Here is a 25710-nt window from a genome sequence, read left to right as displayed (position 1 = left end):
AAGTGCCTGGACGCCTCGGGCGGCACCTGGAACGACGGGACCGCCGTCCACCTGTGGACCTGCCACACCGGCCCCAACCAGAAATGGACCCTGCCCTGACGGGTGGCCGGGAGGTGACATAGCGGGCCGTGCTCCGGTGGTCGTCACCGACCACCGGAGCACCTGTGTGCGCGGAGGGCACACCGACGGCCGGTGCGCGGGTCAGCCGGTGCGGAGCCAGACGCCGCTGTCGGACGCAAGCAGTCCCTGGCTCAGCGGCTGGGAGGAGACGAGGACCCGACGGTGGTCCGGAAGCCGGACCGGGGCGTCGGAGAGGTTGACGACGCAGGTGAAACCGTCTCCGCGGGTGAAGGCGAGGACGTTCTGCGGGGAGTCGAGCCACTGCATGGGCCCGTCCCCCAGGGTGGGCTCGGCCGCGCGAAGAGCAAGGGTGTCGCGGTAGAGGTTGAGCATGGACCGGGGGTCCGTGTCCTGGGCGGCCACGGTCAGCTGCGCCCAGGTGGCGGGCTGCGGCAGCCAGGGGCGTACGGCACCGGCGGAACTGAATCCGTACGATTCCGATTCCTCGCTCCAGGGCAGCGGGACACGACAGCCGTCGCGGCCCGGGTCCTCCCCGCCCGTGCGGTGGTAGATGGGGGTCGTCGCGACGGTCGGCGGGGATGTCCTCGACCTCCGGCAGGCCGAGCTCCTCCCCCTGGTAGATGTAGACGGCGCCGGGCAGGGCCATGGTGAGCAGGGCGGCGGCGCGGGCGCGCCGCCGGCCGAGGTCCTCGTCGACGACCGGGTTGTACTGGCGGATGCCGGCCGCGGTGCTGGTGTCGGGGCGGCCGTAGCGGGTGACGTGCCGGGTGACGTCGTGGTTGGACAGCACCCAGGTGCTGGGGGCGCCGACACCGGAGTGCGCGGCGAGCGTCTGGTCGATGCAGGTGCGCAGGGCGGTGGCGTCCCAGCCGCAGCCGAGGAAGTCGAAGTTGAAGGCGGAGTGGAGTTCGTCGGCGCGCAGGTACTGGGCGAAGCGGGCCGGATCGGCGAGCCAGACCTCTCCGATCAGGGCGCGGGGTTCGGCGTAGGAGTCGGCGACGGCGCGCCAGCCCCGGTAGATGTCGTGGTTCTCGTCGAGGTCGGCATAGGGGTGGGGGCTGGGGAAGACGGAGTGGTCGTAGTCGGGGAGGTCCGGGTCCTTGCTGCACATGGCGGCGGAGTCGACGCGGATGCCGTCGACCCCGCGGTCGAACCAGAACCGCACGATGTCCTCGTACTCGGCGCGTACGAGGGGGTTGCGCCAGTTGAGGTCGGGCTGTTCGGGCGCGAACAGGTGCAGGTACCACTGGCCGTCGGGCACGCGCGTCCAGGCGGAACCGCCGAAGATGGACTGCCATGCGTTGGGCGGTAGTTCGCCGTTCTCGCCGCGGCCGTCACGGAACCAGAACAGGTCGCGTTCCGGTGAGCCGGGTGCGGCCTGCAGGGCGGCGGTGAACCAGGCGTGTTCGTTGGAGACGTGGTTGGGGACGACGTCGATGATGATGCGGAGGCCGCGCTCGTGGGCTTCACCGATGAGCTTCTCGGCTTCGGCGAGGGTGCCGAAGCGGGGGTCGATCCGGCGGAAGTCGGTGACGTCGTAGCCGGCGTCCGCCATCGGGGTCAGGTACCAGGGGGAGAACCAGATGGCCTCGATGCCCAGGTGCGTGAGGTGGTCCAGTCTCGAGCGCACGCCCGCCAGGTCGCCGATGCCGTCGCCGTTGCCGTCGGCGAAACTGCGCGGGTAGACCTTGTTCGTGTACGGGTACGCGCCGTAGACCCAGGCGTAACGGGAGGTCAGCTGGAGGTCGGGCAGGGCCCTGCCGTCGGCGTAGGCGCTGAGGGTGGCGTCGATGCCCCTTCCGTCGCCGCTGTCGGGCAGGGAGTAGCGCAGGTTGATGGCGTTGGCGGCCCTGGTGAGCCTGACCTCGACGTAGTCGCCGGTCTGGGACAGCCTGACGGCCCTGCGGCCGGAGGCTTCCGAGGCGAGGGTGAGGTAGGTGCGGTCCGGGCCGACGGTCGAGCCCCTGGCCGTACCGGCTTCGGCCTCGTAGGTGGTGAACGGGAGGGTGGCTCCCACGCCGCTCGGGTCCGGAGTACCCGGGTCGCCGGGGCTGGTGGGGGTGGCCACCTTGAGGTGGTCGATGTTGACGTTGCCGCTGTCGTTGCCGGTGAAGGCGAGCGTGAGGGCGCCGGCGCCCTGGGCGAAGGCGACCGGTACGTCCACCGTGCTCCAGCTCGCCCAGCCGCTGGTGGCCGGCAGGCTGACCTGCGTGGCGGCCCCGCCCGCGGTCAGGGTCAGCGTCTTGGCCGAGCCGGTGCCGTTGGCGTAGCGGATGGTGACGCTGCCGGCGCCGGCGTGGGCTGTCCGTCCGATCAGGTTCAGGCGTTGACGCAGGTGTTGCCGAACGTCGGATTCAGCAGACCGATGACGCTGACCGTGTTCCCGCACGCGTTGACCGGGACGTGGACCGGGACCTGGATCAGGTTGCCGGAGCCGACACCGGGCGAATGGGCGGCGACGCCCTGCGCCCCCGCGTCGGCCGCGGCCAGCGAAGCTCCACCGACCACCACGGCACCTGCCGCCGCCGCTACCGCCAAGCTTCTGCGGATACGAACCATCGCACTGCCTCCCAAGGAAAGGGCTCATACCGACGGCATGGGGATCCGCACCGCCGGTGAGGAAACCGGCGAACACCGCCCGGCCCTCATGACCCCCTTCGGTGCCCCGTGACCGCCGGTTGGGTCAGGACCACCCTGTTCACTCTCACGAGCGAACAGACGGCCGCCCGGGTGACTAAACGCCCACCCATCCGCACGCGCATCCGCTACGAAGAATGTTCAGAGACCACACCCTGTGTTCTGTGGCCCGACTGCCGGTGTGCCGGTCGGCCCCCTACCGACCAAGGACGCGCATGCGATGGACACGCAGCCCCCGGCCGGCCTCCCCCGGCCGCTTCGTCTGGTCGCCCCCGCCGGGGTGCGGCCGGTGAACCAGCCGCTCCCCTTCGGCGCCCCGGGCCCGACCGGCCGCACCGACCTCACCGAGGTCATGCAGGAGGTCGCCCGCGGTGACAAGCAGGCCTTCTCGACCCTCTACGACGCTCTCGCGCCGTTGGTGTTCGGGATCACGATCAAGGTCGTCCGCGACCGGGCCCAGTCCGAGGAGGTCACCCAGGAGGTCATGATCGACCTGTGGCGCCAGGCGGCCCGCTACCGCCCCGAAGCCGGCAGCGTCACCACCTGGGCCGCGACGATCGCCCACCGGCGGGCCGTGGACCGGGTCCGCTCCGCCCAGGCCTCGGCCGACCGTGAGCAGGCCCAGGCCGCTCGCGACCACTCCACCGCGTACGACGAGGTCGCCGAGCAGGTGGAGACCCGTCTGGAAAGCGAACAGGTCCGCCGCTGCATGCGCGGCCTGACCGAACTGCAGCGACAGACGGTGACCCTGGCCTACTACGGCGGGCTGACCTACCGTGAGGTCGCGGAATCCCTGCGCACACCGCTTCCCACGATCAAGACACGCATGCGCGACGGGCTGATCCGGCTCCGCGACTGCATGGGGGTGACCACGTGAAACAGCACCATTCCGACATCCACACCTTCGCAGCCGTCTACGCGCTCAGCGCCCTTGACGGGTCCGAACGGGAGGCGTTCGGCGACCACCTCCAGCACTGTGACGAGTGTCGACAGGAAGTAGCGGGGTTCGAGGCGACCGCCGCACGGCTGGCCGTCGCAGCGGCCCAGGTCCCGCCGGCCTCCATGAAACAGCGGACGATGTCCGCCATTGAGGCGGTACGCCAACTGCCGCCCCGCGTACCCGTCGCCGTGACGACGAGCCTCGCCGGAAGACTGCGGCGCAAGGTCGTCCCCCTCGCGCTTGCCGCCAGCCTGGCCGCCGGCGCGTCGTTCGCGGGCCTCGCCGCCTGGCAGTACCAGGAGACGGCGGACTCCCAGCAGCAGGCCCGCCAGGTCCAGCGGCAACTCGACGCGGTCAGCACCGTACTGTCCGCTCCGGACGCACGCGCCGTGCACGGGAGGGCCACCAACGGCGCCCTCACCAGCGTCGTCGCCTCGGAACGGCAGAACAAGGCCGTCTTCACCGCGACCGGCCTGCCCACCCCGGCACCGGGCACGACGTACCAGCTGTGGCTCGACCACGAAGGCACCATGCGCCCGGCCGGCCTCATCCGCACGGACGGCACCGTCCTCGTCGACGGCAATCCCTCCGACGCCACCGCGGTCGGCCTCACCCTCGAACCCTCCGAAGGGTCCTCACAACCCACCACCACCCCGTTGCTCCTGATGACCCTGCCCGCCTGACCCCCACCCGAGGTGCTTCCCCTCTCGCCGCCCCTGTGTCGCGCGGCGGGAGCACTGTGGGGCAACACCCGGACAGTGGCGGTGGTCGGTGCCGGGGTGGCCGCCCCGACCGCCGCCCACGTCTTGGCCTGCCCGTACGAGGTCTTCCGGTCCCGGCCCCGCGGCTGCCGCCCGCGTGCGGAACACGCCGAACCCACCGTGCACAGGCCGGCGCGACCGGGCCGAGCGACCCCGGTACGCCGCCCGAGCCCGGCGGTCAGGCGACCACGGCGAGCCCGCCGGACGGCGACGACCCGCCGGTGCCGGATGCGGCCCGGTGATCCGGGTCGGGGCATTCGCCGGCAGTACGCGGCGGCTCCGTCGAGGATCTCGTCCGCGGTCTTCGTCCAGACGAAGGGCTCGGTTCGGTCGTTCCCGTCGGTGACCCGCCATCCGGGGCGGGTATCACCCGCTGCTCGGGGCACACGACGTTCATGCACGGACAACACGCGCGTCCCGCGAGCACCCTGCCCGGCCCTGGCTCCACAGCTCAGCCGCCGCCCGTCCGAGGCGGCGGCGCCAAGCACTCCCGCCGTGGGCGTCTCACCGGCGGCTGACAGCACGGTCGGTCTCCGCCCCTCGACATCGAAGACATCAAGGAGTCAGAAGGTGAAGGGCTTCCGCAGCTTCATCCTGCGCGGCAACGTGGTCGATCTGGCCGTCGGTATCGTCATCGGAGCCGCGTTCACCGCCGTGGTGAACGGCTTCGTCGGCGCCTTCCTGACGCCGCTGGTCGGACTGGCCACCGGCGTCACCGGAGACATGAGCCGTAAGACCTTCACCGTGGGCGCCACCCAGTTCCCCTACGGCACCTTCATCAACGCGGCGATCAGTTTCCTCCTCCTCGCCGGCGCCCTGTACTTCCTGGTCGTCCTGCCGATCAACAAGCTGCACGAGCGCCTCGCCCCGCACCACGACGTCCAGGCCCCCAAGCGGGACTGTCCCGAATGCCTCAGCCCGGTCCCCGCTCAGGCCCGCCGATGCGCCTCCTGCACCGTCCCCCTGCCCGCCGTACCCGCGCAGGCCGGGGAGACGACCCAGCGCGCCGGGTAACCGGCGACCTCCGCGAGGCGGGTATCGAGACAAGGGAATCCAGACCCCGAGGCCCCGTCCCGCAGCCTGTCCTGCGTTCCTCCAGGTCAAAGCCGATGAAAGCAAGAACTTCGCAACTTCCTGACTGCCTTTGCGCTAGGGTTGCGCAGGTGACGCGAAGACTTGCCTTGGTGGCGAAGAAGGTGGGAGTCAGCGAGGCCACGGTCAGCCGGGTTCTCAACGGTAAGCCGGGGGTCTCGGAGACCACCCGTCAGTCGGTGCTCACCGCGCTGGACGTCCTCGGTTATGAGCGTCCCACGCAGCTGCGGGGAGAGCGGGCCAGGCTGGTGGGTCTGGTGCTGCCGGAGCTGCAGAACCCCATCTTCCCGGCCTTCGCCGAGGCCATCGGCGGGTCGCTGGCACAGCAGGGGCTCACCCCGGTGCTCTGCACGCAGACCAGGGGCGGCGTCTCGGAAGCCGACTACGTGGACCTCCTCCTGCAGCAGCAGGTCTCCGGTGTCATCTTCGCCGGCGGTCTCTTCGCCCAGGCCGACGCGCCGCACGGGCACTACCGGCGGCTTGCGGAGCGCAACATCCCCGTCGTCCTCGTCAACGCGCCCATCGAGGGGCTCGATTTCCCCTGCGTCTCCTGTGACGACATCGCCGCGGTCGAGCAGGCGTGGCGCCATCTCTCCTCACTGGGGCACGAACGCATCGGTCTGGTCCTCGGCCCCGAGGACCACATCCCGTCGCGCCGCAAGCTGACCGCCGCGACGGCGGCCGCGCACGCGGCGGGGGCGGCGTTGCCGGCGGAGTTCGTGGAGCGCTCGATGTTCTCGCTCGAAGGCGGGCAGGCTGCAGCGGCGCGACTGTGGGACCTCGGGGTGACCGGGGTCATCTGCGCGAGTGACCCGCTGGCCCTGGGCGCCGTCAGGGCCGCTCGCCGGCGTGGACTCGTCGTCCCCGCCGATGTGTCCGTGCTCGGTTTCGACGACTCGGCCTTCATGAACTGCACCGATCCGCCGTTGTCGACGGTGCGGCAGCCGATCGAGGCGATGGGGCGGGCTGCCGTCGATCTTCTCCACGCCCAGATCCAGGGGACGCGGACGCACCCCGGCGAGCTGCTCTTCGAGCCTGAGCTCGTGGTGCGGGGCTCGACCGCGCCGCCGTCCGTCGCCTGAACCCGCCTTCCCCTCTCCGCACCTCCCCCCAGGGGCCGGACCTCACGGTCCGGCCCCTTGTCCGTGCGCCCGGACGCCGTGGCGGAGGGGGCGGCCGAGGCGTTGACCAGGTGCGCGCGCCCCGCCGACGAAGCAGTCGTGCCCATCCCGTTGACAAAGTGGTGACCTGGCGGAAACCTGTCACCCGGTCATCGCAAAAGATTGACTGAATAACTCAAAAAGACTTGCTGACAGTCAAATGTTCCACCATGTCCGTGGAAGGAAGAGGACGTCATGCGATTGAGAGACCAGGGGCGACGAGTGATCGTCGGCTCCGTGATGGCGGGTCTGATAGGCGTGGGGATGCTCCCCGCTCCCGCCCATGCCGCGGAGGGCCCGAACCTGGCCCTGGGCAAGCCGGCCAGCGCGGGCGGTACGAACGGCGGCTACGTCGCGGGCAACGTGACGGACGGAAGCCAGGCGTCCTACTGGGAGGGCCCCACCGGGGCGTTCCCGCAGTGGGTGCAGGTCGACCTGGGGGCACGCACCGAGGTCGACCGGGTCGCACTGAAGCTGCCCGCCTCCTGGGGCTCCCGCGTCCAGACGCTGAGCGTCCTCGGCAGCACGGACGGATCGTCGTTCGCCGCGCTCTCCGGGTCGGGTCCGCGCACCTTCGATCCGGCGAGCGCCAACACCGTCAGCATCCCCGTCACGGCGACCACGGCCCGCTTCATCCGGGTGCAGGTGGCGGCCAACACCGGCTGGAACGCCGCCCAGTTGTCCGAGCTGGAGGTCTTCGGCGAGGAGGACGGCGGCGGTCCGGTCGACCCGCCGCCGACCGGCACCAACCTGGCGCGGAACAAGCCGATCGAGGCCTCCTCGTTCACCCAGTCGTATACGGCGGCCAACGCCAACGACGGGAGCACCGCCACCTATTGGGAGTCGGCCGGTCTCCCCGCGACCCTGACGGCGAAGCTCGGTGCCAACGCCGACATCGAAGCGGTCCGGATCAAGCTCAACCCCGACCAGGCGTGGGGTCCGCGGACCCAGGCCGTCGAGGTGCTCGGCCGCGAGCAGTCCGCGTCCGGCTTCACCTCCCTCAAGGCCCGCGCCGACTACGCGTTCAGCCCGTCCTCCGGGGGCAACACCGTCACCATCCCGGTCACCGGCCGGTACGCGGACCTCCAGCTGAAGTTCTTCTCCAACAACGGCGCTCCGGGCGCTCAGGTCGCCGAGTTCGAGGTCGTGGGCGCCGCCGCCCCCAACCCCGACCTCACCGTCACCGACCTCACGTGGACCCCCTCCTCCCCCTCGGAGACGGACCCCGTCGAGGTCAGCGCGACCGTCCGGAACGCGGGCACCGCCGCCTCCCCGGCCACGTCCGTCAGCGTCAGCCTCGAAGGCGCCGTGGCGGGCACCGCACAGGTCGGCGCGCTCGCCGCCGGCGCCTCCACGACCGTCAAGATCCCCGTCGGCAGGAAGGCGATGGGCAGTTACACCGTGTCCGCCGTCGTCGACCCGGCGAACACCGTCGTGGAGCAGGACGACAGCAACAACAGCCGGACCGGTTCCTCCAAGCTGGTCGTGGGCCAGGCCCCCGGCCCGGACCTCACGGTCACCGCGATCACACCGAACCCGGCCGCTCCGGCCGTCGGTGCGCAGGTCTCCTTCACGGCCACGGTCCAGAACCGGGGCACCACCGGGGTCGCGGCGGGGACCGTCACGCGTCTGACCGCGGGCTCCACCACCCTCAACGGCGCCACCCCCGCCGTCGCCGCCGGCCAGACGGTCAACGTACCGATCTCCGGCACCTGGACCGCCGCGAGCGGAGGGGTCAACCTCACCGCGACGGCCGACGCCACCGCGACCGTGGCCGAGACGAACGAGAACAACAACGTCTTCAGCCGTTCGCTCGTGGTGGGCCGGGGCGCGGCCGTGCCGTACACGGAGTACGAGGCGGAGGACGCCCGCTACCAGGGCACCCTGCTCACCGCCGACGCCAAGCGCACCTTCGGTCACACCAATTTCGCCACCGAGTCCTCGGGGCGCAAGTCGGTCCGTCTCAACTCGACCGGTCAGTTCGTGGAGTTCACCTCCACCAACGCGTCCAACTCCATCGTCGTACGCAACTCCATCCCGGACGCCCCGTCCGGCGGCGGCGCCCAGGCCACGATCAGCCTCTACGCGAACGACGTCTTCGTCCGCAAGCTGACCCTGTCGTCGAAGCACAGCTGGCTGTACGGGACGACGGACGATCCCGAAGGCCTGACGAACGCGCCGGGTGCCGACGCGCGCCGGCTGTTCGACGAGTCCCACGCGCTGCTGTCCCAGAGCTACCCGGCGGGCACCAGGTTCCGCCTGCAGCGGGACGCCGGTGACACGGCCTCCTTCTACATCATCGACCTGATCGACCTGGAGCAGGTCGCGCCCCCGGCGGCCCAGCCGGCCGGCTGCGTCTCGATCACCCAGTACGGTGCGGTGCCCAACGACGGTCTCGACGACACCGACGCCATCCAGCGTGCGGTGACGGCCGACCAGAAGGGCGAGATTCCCTGCGTGTGGATCCCGGCCGGCCAGTGGCGCCAGGAGCAGAAGATCCTGACCGACGACCCGCTGAACCGGGGGATCTACAACACGGTCGGCATCCGTGACGTGACGATCCGAGGCGCCGGCATGTGGCACTCGCAGCTGTACACCCTCACCCCGCCGCACCAGGCGGGCGGGATCAACCACCCGCACGAGGGCAACTTCGGCTTCGACATCGACCACAACACCCAGATCTCGGACATCGCCATCTTCGGCTCCGGCACCATCCGGGGCAACAACGCCCAGGAAGAGGGCGGTGTCGGTCTCAACGGGCGCTTCGGCAAGGGCACCAAGATCAGCAACGTGTGGATCGAGCACGCCAACGTCGGCGTCTGGGCCGGCCGTGACTACACGAACATCCCCGAACTGTGGGGACCGGGCGACGGCGTCGAGTTCAGCGGCATGCGGGTCCGCAACACCTACGCCGACGGCATCAACTTCGCCAACGGCACCCGGAACTCCACCGTCTACAACTCGTCCTTCCGCAACAACGGTGACGACGCGCTGGCCGTCTGGGCGAGCAAGTACGTCAAGGACATCTCGGTGGACATCGGCTCCAACAACCACTTCCGCAACAACACGATCCAACTGCCGTGGCGTGCCAACGGCATCGCGGTCTACGGCGGCTTCGGCAACACCATCGAGAACAACATCATCGCCGACACCATGAACTACCCCGGCATCATGCTGGCGACCGACCACGACCCGCTGCCCTTCTCCGGACAGACCCTCATCGCCAACAACGCCCTGTACCGCACGGGCGGCGCGTTCTGGAACGAGGACCAGGAGTTCGGCGCCATCACCCTCTTCGCCCAGGGCCAGCCCATCCCGGGCGTCACCATCCGGGACACGGACATCGTCGACTCGACGTACGACGGCATCCAGTTCAAGACCGGCGGCGGCGAGGTGCCGAACGTCAGGATCACGAACGTCCGGATCGACAAGTCCAACAACGGCTCCGGCATCCTCGCGATGAGCGGCGCCCGCGGCAGCGCCACCCTGTCGAACGTGACGATCACCAACTCGGCCGAGGGCAACATCCTGGTCGAGCCCGGCTCGCAGTTCGTCATCAACAACCCGTGACACCGTCACCGGCGCCCGAGGCGTCGTGACCGCGGGGTCCGGCCACGGCGGTGGCCGGACCCCGTCCACACCGCGACCCGCCCGCACCGCGCCCCCTCCCCCACCGCGTCCCGCCGAGATCGAGGACACATGAGAATCCAGAACTGGAGATCACGGAGCATGAGCGCCGTGATCGCGACGAGCCTGCTGGCCCTTGGCGGTCCCTTCATGACCGCCCAGGCCGCCGGGGGCCCCAACATCGCCGTGGGAGATCCCGCGGCGGCCAGCAGCGCCCTGCCCGAGTACGGTGCCGCGAACATCACCGACGGCAACCAGGGCACGTACTGGCAGAGCTCCGGCTCGAACCTCCCCCAGTGGGTGCAGGCCGACCTCGGTACGAGCACCCGCATCGACGAGGTCGTCCTGAAACTGCCGGCGGGCTGGGAGAGCCGCCAGCAGACGCTCGCCGTCCAGGGCAGCGCCGACGGCACCAGCTTCGCCACCCTGAAGAGCTCGGCCGCGTACGCCTTCAGCCCCGGCGCCGGCAACACCGTCACGGTGAGCTTCCCGGCCGCCCAGGCGCGCTTCGTACGCGTCGACATCACCGCCAACACCGGCTGGCCGGCCGCCCAGCTCTCCGAACTCGAGGTGCACGGCGCCGACGGCTCCTCGGCGAACCTGGCGGCCGGCAGGACCCTCACCGCGAGCAGCCACACCGACGTATACGCGCCGGGCAACGCCAACGACGGCAACAAGGCCACCTACTGGGAGAGCCGCAACAACGAGCTGCCCCAGTGGCTACGGGCCGACCTCGGCTCCTCCGTCCGCGTCGACCGCGTCGTGCTGCGCCTGCCCGACGGCTGGGGCGCGCGCAGCCAGACCCTGAAGGTCCAGAGCAGCGGCAACGGTACGGACTTCACCGACCTCACCACGTCGAAGGCGTACGAGTTCACGCCGTCCGCCCAGAACACCGTGACGATCCCGTTCGGCGCGACCACCGCGCGGTACGTCCGGGTCCTCGTCACGGCGAACACCGTGCAGGCGGCCGCCCAGCTCTCCGAGCTGGAGGTCTACGGCCCGGGCACCGGTGACACGCAGGCGCCGACGGCCCCGGCGAACCTGACGTACACCGAGCCCGCGACCGGCCAGGTGAAGCTGGTCTGGAACGCCTCCACCGACAACACCGCCGTCACCGGCTACGACATCTACGCCAACAACACCCTCCTCACCAGCGTCGCCGGCAACATCACCACGTACACGGACAACCGCCCCGCCAACCAGACCGTGACCTACCACGTCAGGGCCAAGGACGCCGCCGGAAACCAGTCCGCCAACAGCAACACCGTCACCCGGCAGGCCGATTCGGGTGACACGCAGGCGCCGACGGCCCCGGCGAACCTGGCGTACACCGAGCCCGCGACCGGCCAGGTGAAGCTGGTCTGGAACGCCTCCACCGACAACACCGCCGTCACCGGCTACGACATCTACGCCAACAACACCCTCCTCACCAGCGTCGCCGGCAACATCACCACGTACACGGACAACCGCCCCGCCAACCAGACCGTGACCTACCACGTCAGGGCCAAGGACGCCGCCGGAAACCAGTCCGCCAACAGCAACACCGTCACCCGTAACGGCAGCGGCTCCACCGGTTCCAACATGGCCGTCGGCAAGCCCATCAGCGCTTCCTCCACGGTCCACAGCTTCACGGCGGAGAACGCCAACGACAACAACACCGCCACCTACTGGGAGGGCGCGGGCGGCAGCTACCCGAACACCCTCACCGTCAAGCTCGGTGCCAACGCCGACCTCGACCGGCTGGTCCTGAAGCTGAACCCCGACACCGCCTGGGGCGCGCGCAACCAGACCGTCGAGGTCCTCGGCCGCGAGCAGAACGCGTCGGGCCTCACCAGCCTGGTCGCCCCGAAGAGCTACACCTTCGACCCGGCCGGCGGAAACACCGTGACCGTCCCGGTCACCGCACGCGTCGCCGACGTCCAGCTCAAGTTCACGGCCAACTCCGGATCAGCGGCGGGCCAGCTCGCCGAGTTCCAGGTCGTCGGCGTCCCCGCGCCCAACCCGGACCTGGAGGTGACCGGCCTGACCACCACGCCGGCCGCACCGGTCGAGTCGGACGTCATCACCGTGTCGGCCACGGTCCGCAACAGCGGTCCCGCCGCCGCGCCGGCCAGCTCCGTCGCGCTGCGCCTGGGCGGCACCAAGGTCGCCACCGCCCAGGTCGGCGCCCTCGCAGCGGGAGCGCAGACCACGGTCACCGCCTCCCTGGGGGCGCGGGACGCCGGGTCGTACCAGCTCAGCGCCGTCGCGGACGAGGCGAACGCGGTCGTCGAGCAGAACGAGACCAACAACACCTACACCAGCCCGAGCGCGCTCGTCGTCAAGCCGGTGTCGAGCTCCGACCTGGTCGCCGCCTCGGTGACCACGTCGCCGTCGAGCCCGGCCGCCGGTGACACGGTCACCTTCAAGGTGGCCGTGCGGAACCAGGGCACCCAGGCGTCCGCCGCGGGCGGCCACGACGTCACCCTCAGCCTGGTCGACTCCACGGGCGCGACGGTCAGGACCTTCACGGGGGCGCACACCGGGACCATCGCCGCCGGAGCCACGGCGGAGGTGAACCTCGGCCCCTGGACCGCGGCCAACGGCTCGTACACCGTGAGGACCGTCCTCGCCGCCGACGCCAACGAGCTGCCGGTCAAGCGGGAGAACAACACCTCCACCCAGCCGCTCTTCGTGGGCCGGGGCGCCAGCATGCCGTACGACATGTACGAGGCGGAGGACGGTACGGCCGGCGGCGGCGCGACCGTGGTCGGTCCCAACCGGACCGTCGGTGACATCGCGGGCGAGGCCTCGGGCCGGAAGGCGGTGAACCTGGACGCGACCGGCGAGTACGTCGAGTTCACCACCCGGGCGTCCACCAACACCCTGGTCACCCGCTTCTCGATACCGGACGCCCCGGGCGGCGGCGGCATCGACTCGACGATCAACCTCTACGTCAACGGGGTCTTCACGAAGGCCCTCCCGCTGACCTCGAAGTACGCGTGGCTCTACGGCGCCGAGACCATGCCGGAGAACGCGCCCTCGGCCGGCGGCCCCCGCCACATCTACGACGAGGCCCACCTCGTGCTGGGGCAGACGGTCCCGGCGGGCAGCAGGATCCGCCTCCAGAAGGACGCCGCCAACAGCGCCGCAAACTACGCGATCGACTTCGTCAACCTGGAGCAGGTCGCCCCGGTCGCCAACCCCGACCCGGCCGCGTACGCCGTCCCCACCGGCTTCGGCCAGCAGGACGTCCAGAACGCGCTCGACAGGGTGCGGATGGACTCCACGGGCAAGCTCGTCGGCGTCTACCTGCCGCCCGGCGACTACCAGACGTCGAACAAGTTCCAGGTCTACGGCAAGCCGGTGAAGGTCGTCGGCGCGGGCCCCTGGTACACGAAGTTCCACGCGCCCGCCTCCCAGAACAACACCGACGTCGGCTTCCGGGCCGAAGCCGCGGCGAAGGGCTCGACCTTCCGTGACTTCGCCTACTTCGGCAACTACACCTCGCGCATCGACGGTCCCGGCAAGGTCTTCGACTTCGCCAACGTGACCGACATGCAGATCGACAACATCTGGACCGAGCACATGGTGTGCCTCTACTGGGGCGCAAACACCGACCGGATCACGATCAAGAACTCCCGGATCCGGAACATGTTCGCCGACGGCATCAACATGACCAACGGCTCCACGGACAACCACGTGGTCAACAACGACGCCAGGGCGACCGGTGACGACAGCTTCGCGCTGTTCTCGGCGATCGACGCCGGCGGCGCCGACATGAAGAACAACGTGTACGAGAACCTCACGTCGACCCTGACGTGGCGGGCGGCGGGCGTGGCCGTGTACGGCGGCTACAGCAACACCTTCCGCAACATCCACATCGCCGACACGCTCGTCTACTCCGGCGTCACCATCTCCTCGCTGGACTTCGGCTACGCCATGAACGGCTTCGGAACCGAACCGACGACGCTGGAGAACATCTCGATCGTCCGGGCCGGCGGCCACTTCTGGGGGAACCAGACCTTCCCCGGCATCTGGCTGTTCTCCGCCTCCAAGGTGTTCCAGGGCATTCGCGTGAACAACGTCGACATCGTCGACCCCACCTACAGCGGCATCATGTTCCAGACCAACTACGTCGGCGGTCAGCCGCAGTTCCCGATCAAGGACACCGTGCTCACCGACATCTCCGTCACCGGGGCCCGCAAGAGCGGCGACGCCTGGGACGCCAAGTCCGGCTTCGGCCTCTGGGCCAACGAGATGCCCGAGTCCGGGCAGGGCCCCGCCGTCGGCGAGGTCACCTTCAACGGGCTGCGGATGAACGGCAACGCCGTCGACATCCGCAACACCACCTCCACCTTCAAGATCAACATCAACCCGTAGCCAACCCCTTCCCCGGCGACCTCCCGAAGGCCGCCCACCGCCGGCGCGGGCCTCCCAGGAGGCCGGCGCCGGCGGACCACCGCCACGCCCTCCCGCCACTGATCCACCCCCGGCCCTCCGACCCGTAACGACGTACGGTCGGGAGCGCGCATCCACGGGAGTGAGAGCGGGACTGGCGCGGTGGGATCCCGCCGCGCGAAAGACCCGGCCGCCCGCAGCCCCGAGCGCGGGCGGCCGACCGCTGTCCGGACCCGGAGGCCCCGCCTCCTGGAAGGTCGGGCGAAGCCGGCCGGAGTCGAACCGGCGTCCTCGCGATTGTGGAGACCGCGCGCGTCGACCTCTGCGCTACGGCTCCGCCCGGCGGTGATCGTACCCGGGCCGCGCCGTTCAGGGCCGTTGTCGCGAGGGCCTCACGGTCACGGCTGCTTGGACCCGCGGCGCAGGCGCCGTGCGGTGAGGTATCCGCCCGCCACGGTGGCCCCGACGGCCAGGGCGAGACCGATGCCCACGCTGAGGCCGGACGGGCCGGACGCTCCGCCGATCCCCGCTCGGGTGCCACGGCTCGGAACGACGGGGGCCGTGGGCTGCAGGGGGGTGGCGCTGGGATTCACCGGCTGGACGGCGGTGGAGCGCGGGCTCACCGGCGGCACGGTCGCGGCACTCGGGAGCAGCGGCGGCACGGTGGGAGCGCTCGGGCTCACCGGCGGCACGGTCGTGGCACTCGGGAGCAGCGGCGGCACTGCGCCCATGCTGCTGCGTCTGGGCAGTGCCTCGCAGGCGATGCCGTCATCGGGGCCCTGGTCCTTGTCGAGCCTGTTCGGGTCGCGCGTGTCCCGGTCGAACTCCTCCTGGGCGTCTTCCTGATACCGGAAGTGGCGGCAGTCGAGATCCTGGGCGTGGGCGAGACCGGAGAACGGTGCGACGGAGGCGATCGCCAGGGCTATGCCGACGACCACGCTGCGACTGCTCATGGGAAGACCTCCTCAGTACCTTGTAGGCGTCACCCCACGCTAAGAGCGGCCCACGCCCGGGGCCGCGTGACGCTAGGCCGAACGGGCATCACGCCGGGTGGCCCACCCGCCCGCCCGTCCGGGTCCCGCCCCTGACGTTCCGTCGCGCGCCTCGACTCCGACGGGTGCGAGCCGTACGCGGACCGCGGTGACGGACTCGCCCACCTGCTCTTCCGCCCGCCTTGCGATCCCAGGGCGGAGGCGGGTACGCGGCATGCGAAACGTGGGCGCCGCGCCCTGATCCCTGTCGGGCGGCGGCCGTGTTCCCCACCCGGCCGGACTGTCGATTCACTGTGACGTGATCACGGTTGCGTTACGCATGACTGTCAGGCAATTACGAAATCAGCGCGAGATCTTGCGTTCACTTGTTCGTGGTGATTGAGTGTGCCGCGCCCCACAACGCACCGGCGATGGGGCCACCTCCACGTTCTTGCCCGAAGGGGTCCACGCATGAGAAGTGCCCGGTTCCGCCGCAGCCGTCGTGTCGCCGCAGTCACCCTCGTCTCCGCACTCTCGCTGACCGCGCTCGCCGCCTGCGGCACGAGCAGCAGCAGCGACGACGGCAGCGACGGAGCCCCGCAGAGCGGGTCCTCCGACCCGTCTGCCCCGCTGGACCCGAAGACCAAGGTCACGCTCACGATCGACTGCATGCCACCCACGGCGAAGGCGGCCGAGCTGAAGGAGTGGAAGGAGGACGTCGCCGAGTTCAACAAGACGTACCCGAACGTCACGATCGAGGGCCGCTCCACCCCCGGCCAGTGCCTGGAGCCCCCGCGCTTCACCGCGATGCTGAAGGCCAAGTCGCAGCCGGACGTGTTCTACACGTACTTCACCGACCTGCCGCAGGTGCTGTCCGAGGACGGAGCCGCGGACATCACCGCGTACGTCCACGACAAGAGCGTGCCGGCGCTGAAGGACATCGACCCGAACGTCCTCAACTCCCTCAAGCAGGACGGAAAGCTCTACGGGCTGCCGACCAGCAACTACACCATGGGCCTGCTGATCAACCGCAAGCTCTTCAAGGACGCCGGTCTCAACCCCGACGCCCCTCCGCGCACCTGGGAGGAGGTCCGCGCCGCCGCCAAGAAGATCGCGGGCCGGGGCAAGGGCGTCGCCGGCTTCGGCGAGTACAGCGCGGGCAACACCGGCGGCTGGCACTTCACCGCGCAGATGTACAGCATCGGCGGCGAGGTCGTCGACGCGAGCGGCAAGAAGGCCGCGTTCAACAACGACCTCGGCAGGCAGGTCGCCGCGAACCTCCACGCCATGCGCTGGGAGGACGACTCCATGGGCAAGACCCAGCTGCTCAAGTGGGGTGACCTGCAGAAGCAGATCGCCACCGACAAGCTCGGCATGTTCCTCGCCGCCCCCGACGACATCGCGTACATGGTCCAGCAGTTGGGGGCGGCGTACGAGAACTTCGGCATGGGACCGATCCCCGGCGGCAAGAACACGCTCGCCGGCGGCAACAACTACATGATCAAGAAGGGCATCTCCGGCGACAAGATCAAGGCCGCCGTCGCCTGGCTCAACTTCAAGAACCTCACCGTCGGCAAGGGCCAGTTCGACTGGGCCCGCACCAAGGCCGACGGCCTTCCGGTGGGCATCCCGCAGCCCAACTTCTGGCTGAACGGGTCCAAGACGACGGACGACGCCGCCCGGGTGCAGCACGCCACCATGCCGGTCGCCAACTTCAAGGCCTTCATGGACAACCCCGTCGCCGGCAAGAACGAGCCGCCGAAGGCGCAGGAGGTCTACAAGGTCCTGGACAACGTGATGTCGGGGCTCCTGACCAACAAGGACGCGGACATCGACAAGCTCCTCGCCGCCGCGGAGGCGCAGGTCAACCAGGTCCTCGCCAACCAGTGACGGGCCGGGCGGGGGAGGGGCCGCGGCCGCCCCCGCCCGCGGACCGGACCTTCACGGCCGGCCCCTCCCCCACCGCCCGTCCCGATCCCCCGAACCGGCAGCCAGTACCAAGGAGCGACCATGTCGGCCCCCAGCCTGACCCCGAGCAAGGCGGACAGCCCCCGCCCGTCCCCGCCGACCGAGGCCGGTCCCGTGCCCGCCGGCGGCCGGTTCGCCCGGAGCCTGCGGCGCAATCTGACCGCCCACGGATTCCTCATCGGCGCGGTCCTGTGCTTCGGGGTCTTCTCCTGGTATCCGATGGTCCGGGAGTTCTTCCTCGCCTTCCAGAAGACCGAGAACGGCCGTACCACCTGGGTCGGGCTCGACAACCTGGCGACGGTCGTCAACGACCCGGCGTTCTGGCAGGCCTGGGGCAACACCGCCCTGTTCACCGTGCTGGCGCTCGTCCTCGGCTTCGCGGTGCCCTTCCTCGTCGCGATCGTCATCAACGAGTTCCACCACGGCCAGGGCTACCTCCGGCTCCTCGTCTACCTGCCGGTGATGCTGCCGCCGGTCGCCTCGGTCCTCCTCTTCAAGTACCTGTACGACCCCGGCTACGGCCTCCTCAACACGCTGTTCACCTCGATCGGCCTGCCCGAGCAGCAGTGGCTCCAGGACCCCGACATCTCGATGGTCGCCGTCGTCATCGCCTCCACCTGGATGAACATGGGCGGCGCGACGCTGATCTACCTCGCCGCCCTCCAGTCCATCCCCGGCGAGCTGTACGAGGCCGCCGAGCTCGACGGCGCGGGACTGCTGCGCAAGATCTGGCACGTCACCATCCCGCAGACCCGACTCATCCTGTCGCTGATGGCGCTCATGCAGGTCATCGCCACGATGCAGGTCTTCGTGGAGCCGTTCCTGCTCACCGGCGGCGCCGGCCCCGAGGGGTCGACGACCACCGTCGTCTACCTGATCTACCAGTACGCCTTCAACTTCAACAACTACGGTGCCGCGGCGGCGCTCGGTCTGCTCCTGCTCGTACTGCTCGCCGGATTCTCGGCGGTGTACGTCAGGCTCAGCCGCGCCGAGGACGAGTAGGACCGGAGAGCAGCCATGTCCACACGCACACTCATCTCACCGGCGGTCCTCGCCAGGCCCCGCGGCAAGGTCCTCTACTGGACCGTCTTCGCCGCCGTCGTCCTCCTGTTCACCCTGGTCTTCCTCGGCCCCCTCTACTGGCTCGTGTCCAGCGGATTCAAGGACGCCCAGGAGGTCATCCAGACCCCGCCCACCCTCGTCCCGGACACCTTCGAGCCCGAGAACTACTCGCGGGCCTGGGAGGTCATGGACCTGGCCACCCTCCTCTTCAACACCCTCTACTACGCCTTCGGCGCGCTCGCCTTCCAGCTCGTCCTGGACGTGGCGGCCGCGTACTCGCTCTCGAAGCTGCGGCCCCTCTTCGGCAAGGCGATCCTCGGCATGATGCTCGCCACGCTGATGATCCCGGCGACGGTGCTCGTCGTGCCGCAGTACCTCACCGTGCTCGACGTGCCGGTGATCGAGCGCAACCTGCTGAACACGCCGTGGGCGATCTGGCTGCCGGCCGTCACCAACGCCTTCAACATCTTCCTCCTGAAGCGGTTCTTCGACTCCATCCCCAAGGAGCTCCTCGACGCCGCCTCCATGGACGGGGCCTCCTCCACACGGGTCCTGTGGTCGATCGTGCTGCCGATCTCGCGGCCCATCCTCGGCGTCGTGTCGATCTTCGCGGTCGTCGGCGTGTGGAAGGACTTCCTCTGGCCGATGCTCACCCTCCCCGACCCGACGAAGCAGACCCTCAACGTCGGCATCTACTCGCTCTCCAACGGCGTCCCGGTGAACGTCCTCATCGCCGCCCTCACCATCGCCTCCGTTCCCACGCTGCTGCTCTTCCTGATCTTCCAGCGCAACATCATGAGCGGTCTCACCGCCGGCGGGCTCAAGGGCTGACCGAGCCCCTTCGTGCTCCACTCCGCACCCCAGAACTTCGTCGCCGGCCCGCCTTCCCGTGCCCCGCCGCACCGGGCCGGCGACGAGGAACCCCGACCTGCCCGAAAGGACCCTCACGTGGCAGCCCCTGACCTCCCCCGCACCCATGACTGGTGGCGCAGCGCCGCCATCTATCAGGTGTACCCACGCAGTTTCGCCGACGGCGACGGCGACGGCACCGGGGACCTCGCGGGCGTCCGGGCGAGACTGCCCTACCTCGCCGAACTCGGTGTCGACGCGATATGGTTCACGCCCTGGTACCTCTCTCCGCTGGTCGACGGCGGCTACGACGTCGCCGACTACCGCACCATCGACCCCGCCTTCGGCTCCCTGGCCGAGGCCGAGAAGCTCATCGCCGAGGCCCGCGACCTGGGTCTCCGGGTCATCGTCGACATCGTCCCGAACCACGTCTCCGACCAGCACGCCTGGTTCCGGGCCGCCCTGGCCGCAGGCCCGGGCAGCCCCGAGCGGGCCCGCTTCCACTTCCGGCCCGGCCGGGGTGAGAACGGCGAACTCCCGCCCAACGACTGGCCGTCGCAGTTCTCCGGGAACACGTGGACCCGCGTCGCGGACGGTGAGTGGTACCTGCACCTCTTCACCCCCGAGCAGCCCGACCTCAACTGGTCCCACCCCGATGTCCGCCGCGAGCACGAGGACATCCTCCGCTTCTGGTTCGAACGAGGGGTCGCCGGCGTACGGATCGACTCCGCTGCCCTGCTCACCAAGGACCCCGACCTCCGCGACTTCGTCGAGGGCGTCGACCCGCACCCCTACATCGACCAGGACGAGATCCACGACGTCTACCGTGCCTGGCGCGCGATCGCCGACGCGTACGGCGGTGTCTTCGTGGGGGAGGTCTGGCTGCCCGACTCCGAGCGCTTCGCCCGCTACCTCCGCCCGGACGAACTGCACACCGCCTTCAACTTCAACTTCCTCTCCTGCCCCTGGGAGCCGGACCGGCTCCGCCGGACCATCGACGACACCCTCGCCGAACACGCCCCCGTGGGCGCCCCCGCGACCTGGGTCCTCTGCAACCACGACGTCACCCGCACGGTGACCCGGTACGGCCGCGACGACACCGGCTTCGACTTCGCCAAGAAGCGCTTCGGCACCCCGACCGACCTGGTCCTCGGCACCCGTCGGGCCCGTGCCGCCGCCCTCCTCACCCTCGCCCTGCCCGGCTCCGTCTACCTCTACCAGGGCGAGGAACTCGGCCTTCCCGAGGCCGACATCCCCCGCGACCGCATCCAGGACCCGATGCACTTCCGCTCCGAAGGGGTCGACCCCGGCCGCGACGGCTGCCGCGTCCCGCTCCCCTGGGAGGCCGACGCCCCGTCGTACGGATTCGGCGCCGGTACGGATCCCTGGCTGCCGCAGCCCGCCGACTGGGCCCGCTACGCCGTCGACCGGCAGGCCGCCGACCCCGGCTCCATGCTCAGTCTCTACCGCACCGCCCTGGAGCTGCGCCGCACGGAGGCCGGGCTCGGGGACGGTCCCATGGGTTGGCTGCCGTCCCCCGACGGGGTGCTGGCCTTCGCCCGCGCGGAGGACCTCCTCTGTGTCGTGAACCTCTCCGGCGAGCCCGTACCCCTTCCGCCGCACGCCGGCGTCCTGCTGGCCAGCGACGAGCTGCCGGCCGACGGCGCGCTCCCCCCGGACACCGCCGTCTGGCTGCGTACCTGACCGCGCCGCCCCTCGGCGGCATCCCCTCTGACAGAAGCGAGCCCGACATGCATCCGAGCCGATCCGGCCGCGGCGCGCGCGGCGGCCGAAGAGCCGTCCTCGCGACCGCCGCCCTCGTACTGAGCCTGAGCACGGCCCTCGACGGCATCGCGGCGGCGGGGACGGAGGGCCGGGAGGCCGCGGCCGGTCCCGTGGTCACCAGGGCGGCCCTCTCCCCGGACCTGGTCGCCGGCCGCGGTGCCACCGTCGCCTTCGACGAGCAGGAGGCGGAGAACGCCACCACCGACGGCACGGTCATCGGACCGGACCGGACTCCCTACACGCTTCCGTCCGAGGCGTCGGGACGCTCCGCCGTGCGGCTGGCCTCCGGGCAGTACGTCGAGTTCGTCCTCCCACGGGACGCCAACGCCCTCACCGTCCGCTACAGCATCCCCGACGCGCCCGGTGGCGGCGGCATCACCGCTCCGCTGGACGTCGTCGTCGACGGACGCCACCGCAGGACGATGACCCTGACCTCCCAGTACTCCTGGCTCTACAACCAGTACCCCTTCACCAACGACCCGCGCGCCGACCTGCTCCACCCGGACTGGTGGATCACCGAGTGCGCCTGCGTCCCGGCCGCCACGACCCCCGCGCCGGAGATCACGAAACCCTTCCGTCCCACCCGCTTCTACGACGAGCAGCGCCTCCACCTCGGCCGCACCTTCGAGGCGGGCGACCGGGTCCGGCTGACCGTCCCCGCGGGCAGCCCCGCCGCCTGGACGGTGATCGACCTGCTGGACACCGAACTGGTCGCCCCGCCGCACGTGGAGCGCGGCGGCGTGAACGTCCTGGCCTTCGGCGCCGATCCCACCGGCCGCCGCGACGCCGCCCCCGCCGTCGAGCGCGCCATCGCCCTCGCCCGCCGGACCGACCGGCCCGTGTACCTGCCGCCGGGCACCTTCCGGGTCGACCGGCACATCCTCGTCGACGACGTCACCGTCGTCGGCGCGGGCAACTGGCACACCGTCCTCAAGGGGCGCCAGGTCACCCTGTCCGAGCCCGCACCCGACGGCTCCCGTCACACCGGTGTCGGCCTCTACGGCCGGAGCGCGGCCGAGGGCGGCAGCCGGAACGTGCACCTCTCCGGCTTCGCCATCGAGGGTGACGTCCGCGAGCGGATCGACACCGACCAGGTCAACGCGATCGGCGGCGCCATGAGCGACTCCACGATCGACGGCCTGTACCTCCACCGCACCAAGGTGGGCCTCTGGTTCGACGGCCCCATGCGGAACGTGAAGGTCACGGACAACGTGATCACCGACCAGATCGCCGACGCCCTCAACTTCCACACCGGCGTCACCGACTCCCTCGTCCACGACAACTTCATCCGCAACACCGGGGACGACGGGTTGGCGATGTGGTCGGACAGGAAGGCCGACGCGCGCAACACCTTCTCCCGGAACACCGTCCAGTCCCCGACCCTGGCGAACGGCATCGCGATCTACGGCGGCGAGGACAACACCGTCAGCGGCAACCTCGTCGCCGACCCCGTGCGCGAGGGCAGCGGACTCCACGCCGGCGCCCGCTTCGGCGCCGAGCCGTTCACCGGCACGCTCCGCTTCACCGACAACACCACGGTCCGCGCGGGCACCCTCGACCTCAACTGGAAGATCGGCCTCGGGGCTCTCTGGTTCTACGCCCTCGACGGCTCGATCGACGCCGACGTCCGGGTCACGGGCGACCACTACCTCGACTCCACGCACAACGCGATCATGCTGGTCAGCGAGTACGGGGTGAAGGACCGCTACGGCATACCGGCCGTCCACTTCAAGGACATCCGGGTCGACGGCACCGGCAACTCGGTGCTCAGCGCCCGGACCAAGGGCTCCGCCACCTTCGAGAACGTCGACGCCCGCAACGTCGGGGCCGTCGGCGTGAACAACTGCGGCTCGTTCAACTTCCCGGCCACCGGCTCGGAGTTCGCGCTGACCGACCGCGGAGACAACGACGGCGGCTGGCTCGCGCCCTGGCTGCTGCCCAACACCGTCACCTGCGACGACCGCCCGCCCGTCGTCGCACCACCGGCACCGGCCACCTGGTGACGCGCCGCCGGAACGCCTGAGGGATGTGGCCGGTCCCGGTCCACGGACCGGGACCGGCCACACGGACTCAGCGCAGTCGGCGGGCGCGCAGCACCACGTCGTCGGTGTGGTGCGCGCCGGCTCCGCCGTCGGGTGCCACGCGCGGGCGCTGCTCGTCCACCTCCACCACCCAGTCGTCGTCGAGCAACGCCACGACCATGGAGGGCCAGACGTAGTCCGCGGGGTCGAAGCCGCTGTCGTTGACCTGCTGGGATTCCATTCCCGCGTGGTGGACGAGCAGGAGCACACCGCCGACCGCGACGGCCGAGAGCAGCGCACGCTCGGCCGAGGCGTCGGGAGTGCGCTGCAGCGCCGGGTACTGCGCGGAGACCAGGTCGAAGGAGCCGGCGGGGAGCGCCGCCTCCGTCAGCGTGGCGTGGACCCAGTGGATGTCGACGCCGGCGTCCCGGGCGTGCCCGGTCGCCCGCTCCAGGGCCACGCCCGAGACCTCCAGGGCGGTCACGTCCCAGCCTTCGCGCGCCAGCCAGACCGCGTCCGCGCCCTCGCCGCAGCCGACGTCGAGCACCCGGCCGGGGGTGAGCCCGGCCGCGGCGACCTCGGCCACGAGCGCGCCGTTGGGCCGGCCGCTCCACAGTTGTTCCCGGTCGGCGTACCGGTTGTCCCACTCCGCCCGTACCGCGGGGTCTCCGACGTATCCGTCGGCGGGCGGGGAGGTGTCGGAGGCGGGCGTTCCCGCTGCGATGTCGTCGGTCATGGGTCCACCGTCGCCGACCACGCCGCGGTCCCGCCACTGCTGTTGCCGGTCCGGCAAAACGCTGCTCGGGAGAAGGTGAGGATCCGGATGGTGGAGGACAGGCCGTGGGTCGCTGTCCGCCGGGCGGGAGCCCGCCGTTCACCCGCCGGACACGCCCAGGAGTCGGCGGGTGCGGGCGCTCGCCCCGCTGAGTGCGATCGGGATGCCCAGGCTCGCGCACATCCGGTGGGCGCGGGCGAGGGTGCTGAGGGTGGCGGGGGTGGGGTCGGCGCTCGGGACGGCGATGACCACCCTGGTGGGCCGGTGCGCCTGCACCAGGGCCTGGATCTGGAGCGCGCCGGCGGCCCGGTTGGTGACGTCCAGGTCGCGGTGGAGGGTCACCGTCAGGACCTGGTCGCTTACGGCATGGCTGATGAGCATGGTGATCCTCCGCGCGGGACGAGGAAGACCCACGTCCGGACACGGGGTGGGCGGTTCGTCCGAGGATGTCACGGAGATCGTCCCGACGACGTCCTCGTGGCGCCGGCGGCGCGGAGTGTCCGGCCGGAGGGGGCCCCGGCCACTCCTGCGCGGGAGCGGCGTCGACGGCACGGGAGTGTCCGGGTCGTCTGAGCCACGGCCGCTCCTGCCCCCCGCGAGGTACGGCGCGAGGGGCAGGCTGCGCGGCATGGCGACGCTGCCGGTGGACCTCACCCCCGTGGGCTGAACGTCCGCCGGGGCGACGGGCGTCAGGCGCGGCCGCGCAGCGCGGCCGCGTAGGCCTCGTCGGGGTCGAGACGGCGCAGTTCCTCGGCGATCAGCTCGGAGGTGGTCCGCACCTTCAGAGCGAGGACCCGGCTGGGCTGGCCGGGGATCGCGAGCCTGGCCACCGGTCCCTCGGGACGGTCGATGCGGATCTCGCCGTCCGCGGTGCCCATGCGGACGGCCGTGACGACGGGACCGTCGGTGACGACCCGGTCGACGGGGACGCCGAGCCGCACCTCGAACCAGCGGGCGAGGAGTTCGGCGCTGGGGTTCTCCGCCTCGCTCTCGACGGCGGCCGAGGTCACGGTCAGCGGGGCCTGGTCGAGCGCGGCGGCCAGCATCGAGCGCCAGGGGGTGAGCCTGGTCCAAGCGAGGTCCGTGTCCCCGGGGGCGTAGGAGGCGGCTCGGATCTCCAGGGCCGCGAGGGGGTCTTCGACCGCGTACATGTCGGTGATGCGGCGCTGCGCGAGGGAGCCGAGCGGGTCCCGGGAGGGCACGTCCGGGGCGTCGACGGGCCACCAGACCACGATGGGCGCGTCCGGCAGGAGCAGCGGCAGGACCACGGAGTCGGCGCGGGCGCCGAGTTCGCCGTGGAGCCGGAGCAGGACCGTCTCGCCGGATCCGGCGTCGGTGCCGAGGCGGACCTCGGCGTCGAGCCGGGTCCCGTGGCGCTCGCGGGGTGAGCGGGCATGGCGCTTGATGACCACGAGGATGCGGGAGGGGTGTTCCCGGGAGGCCTCGTTGGCGGCCCTGACGGAGTCGTAGGCGTGCTCCTCGTCGGTGACGACGACAAGGGTGAGCACGACGCCGGCGGCGGGGGTGCCGACCGCCCTGCGGCCTTGCAGAATCGCCTTGTTGATCTTACTGGAGTCGGTGTCCGTCAGATCGATCTTCAT

Annotated in this window: 17 protein-coding genes, 1 tRNA gene and 2 pseudogenes; 12 read left to right on the top strand and 8 right to left on the bottom strand. The window is 70.7% G+C overall.

What is annotated here, in order from left to right:
- A partial coding sequence (locus ABZ567_RS12450) for an RICIN domain-containing protein (RefSeq protein WP_360787665.1) occupies positions 1-99 on the top strand: 99 nt, incomplete at its 5' end.
- A gap of 102 nt (positions 100-201) precedes the next feature.
- Here ABZ567_RS12450 and ABZ567_RS12445 read toward each other — a convergent pair.
- The 3 genes and pseudogenes from ABZ567_RS12445 to ABZ567_RS12435 all read right to left on the bottom strand — a co-directional run bounded on the left by ABZ567_RS12445 (position 202) and on the right by ABZ567_RS12435 (position 2640).
- Positions 202-1819: pseudogene (locus ABZ567_RS12445) on the bottom strand (glycoside hydrolase family 13 protein).
- Between the two features lie 387 nt (positions 1820-2206).
- Positions 2207-2470, bottom strand: a pseudogene (locus tag ABZ567_RS12440) (carbohydrate-binding domain-containing protein); the annotation flags it as partial.
- On the bottom strand, positions 2401-2640 hold the full coding sequence (locus ABZ567_RS12435) for a chaplin (RefSeq protein ID WP_360787565.1): 240 nt from the start codon (positions 2638-2640) through the stop codon (positions 2401-2403). The gene ABZ567_RS12435 and the pseudogene ABZ567_RS12440, both read right to left, overlap by 70 nt.
- Positions 2641-3007: 367 nt before the next feature.
- Here ABZ567_RS12435 and sigK point away from each other — a divergent pair, with 367 nt between their 5' ends.
- The 6 genes from sigK to ABZ567_RS12405 all read left to right on the top strand — a co-directional run bounded on the left by sigK (position 3008) and on the right by ABZ567_RS12405 (position 14660).
- Positions 3008-3595, top strand: coding sequence for an ECF RNA polymerase sigma factor SigK (gene sigK, locus ABZ567_RS12430; protein ID WP_360787662.1), 588 nt, complete (start codon positions 3008-3010; stop codon positions 3593-3595).
- Positions 3592-4341, top strand: a complete 750-nt coding sequence (locus ABZ567_RS12425; RefSeq protein WP_360787562.1) for an anti-sigma factor — start codon at positions 3592-3594, stop codon at positions 4339-4341. Before sigK ends, ABZ567_RS12425 begins: the two co-directional genes overlap by 4 nt.
- A 648-nt stretch (positions 4342-4989) precedes the next feature.
- Positions 4990-5433 (top strand): large conductance mechanosensitive channel protein MscL, encoded by a 444-nt coding sequence (gene mscL, locus ABZ567_RS12420; RefSeq protein WP_360787559.1) that lies wholly within the window; start codon positions 4990-4992, stop codon positions 5431-5433.
- Between the two features lie 149 nt (positions 5434-5582).
- Positions 5583-6593: a LacI family DNA-binding transcriptional regulator gene (locus tag ABZ567_RS12415; RefSeq protein ID WP_360787556.1), complete on the top strand. Its 1011-nt coding sequence runs from the start codon at positions 5583-5585 to the stop codon at positions 6591-6593.
- Positions 6594-6866: 273 nt separating this feature from the next.
- Entirely contained in the window at positions 6867-10241 is a 3375-nt protein-coding gene (locus ABZ567_RS12410; RefSeq protein WP_360787553.1) for a CARDB domain-containing protein, read from the top strand.
- A 129-nt stretch (positions 10242-10370) separates the two neighbouring features.
- Positions 10371-14660, top strand: a complete 4290-nt coding sequence (locus ABZ567_RS12405; RefSeq protein ID WP_360787550.1) for a discoidin domain-containing protein — start codon at positions 10371-10373, stop codon at positions 14658-14660.
- 280 nt (positions 14661-14940) lie between these two features.
- On the opposite strand, the gene ABZ567_RS12400 is transcribed toward ABZ567_RS12405, so the two are convergent.
- Both ABZ567_RS12400 and ABZ567_RS12395 read right to left on the bottom strand, forming a co-directional pair.
- Positions 14941-15015, bottom strand: a tRNA-Trp gene (locus ABZ567_RS12400).
- A gap of 61 nt (positions 15016-15076) precedes the next feature.
- Positions 15077-15631 carry an excalibur calcium-binding protein gene (locus ABZ567_RS12395; RefSeq protein WP_360787548.1) on the bottom strand — a complete coding sequence of 185 codons (555 nt, stop codon included), beginning with the start codon at positions 15629-15631 and terminating at the stop codon, positions 15077-15079.
- 489 nt (positions 15632-16120) lie between these two features.
- Between ABZ567_RS12395 and ABZ567_RS12390 the strand changes: the two genes are divergently transcribed.
- The 5 genes from ABZ567_RS12390 (at position 16121) to ABZ567_RS12370 (ending at position 23316) form a co-directional block, all read left to right on the top strand.
- Positions 16121-17539 carry an extracellular solute-binding protein gene (locus tag ABZ567_RS12390; protein WP_360787546.1) on the top strand — a complete coding sequence of 473 codons (1419 nt, stop codon included), beginning with the start codon at positions 16121-16123 and terminating at the stop codon, positions 17537-17539.
- 120 nt (positions 17540-17659) lie between these two features.
- Entirely contained in the window at positions 17660-18619 is a 960-nt protein-coding gene (locus ABZ567_RS12385) for a sugar ABC transporter permease (RefSeq protein ID WP_360787544.1), read from the top strand.
- 15 nt (positions 18620-18634) lie between these two features.
- On the top strand, positions 18635-19510 hold the full coding sequence (locus ABZ567_RS12380; protein WP_360787542.1) for a carbohydrate ABC transporter permease: 876 nt from the start codon (positions 18635-18637) through the stop codon (positions 19508-19510).
- 117 nt (positions 19511-19627) lie between these two features.
- On the top strand, positions 19628-21232 hold the full coding sequence (locus ABZ567_RS12375; RefSeq protein ID WP_360787539.1) for a glycoside hydrolase family 13 protein: 1605 nt from the start codon (positions 19628-19630) through the stop codon (positions 21230-21232).
- A 47-nt stretch (positions 21233-21279) separates the two neighbouring features.
- Entirely contained in the window at positions 21280-23316 is a 2037-nt protein-coding gene (locus tag ABZ567_RS12370; protein WP_360787536.1) for a glycosyl hydrolase family 28-related protein, read from the top strand.
- A 67-nt stretch (positions 23317-23383) separates the two neighbouring features.
- Here ABZ567_RS12370 and ABZ567_RS12365 read toward each other — a convergent pair whose 3' ends face one another.
- The 3 genes from ABZ567_RS12365 to opcA all read right to left on the bottom strand — a co-directional run bounded on the left by ABZ567_RS12365 (position 23384) and on the right by opcA (position 25710).
- Positions 23384-24070 (bottom strand): class I SAM-dependent methyltransferase, encoded by a 687-nt coding sequence (locus ABZ567_RS12365; RefSeq protein WP_360787533.1) that lies wholly within the window; start codon positions 24068-24070, stop codon positions 23384-23386.
- 138 nt (positions 24071-24208) lie between these two features.
- The gene (locus tag ABZ567_RS12360) at positions 24209-24490 is read right to left on the bottom strand and encodes a hypothetical protein (RefSeq protein ID WP_360787530.1); all 282 of its coding nucleotides are present in this window, start codon (positions 24488-24490) and stop codon (positions 24209-24211) included.
- A 308-nt stretch (positions 24491-24798) separates the two neighbouring features.
- A complete protein-coding gene (gene opcA / locus ABZ567_RS12355) occupies positions 24799-25710 on the bottom strand; it encodes a glucose-6-phosphate dehydrogenase assembly protein OpcA (protein WP_360787527.1) in 912 nt (303 codons plus the stop codon).

This window comes from Streptomyces sp. NPDC016459 (genome assembly GCF_040632845.1).
Classification (GTDB): Bacteria; Actinomycetota; Actinomycetes; order Streptomycetales; family Streptomycetaceae; genus Streptomyces.
The sequence above is the reverse complement of the archived record's forward strand: the minus strand, read 5'-3'. Positions and strand labels throughout refer to the sequence as shown.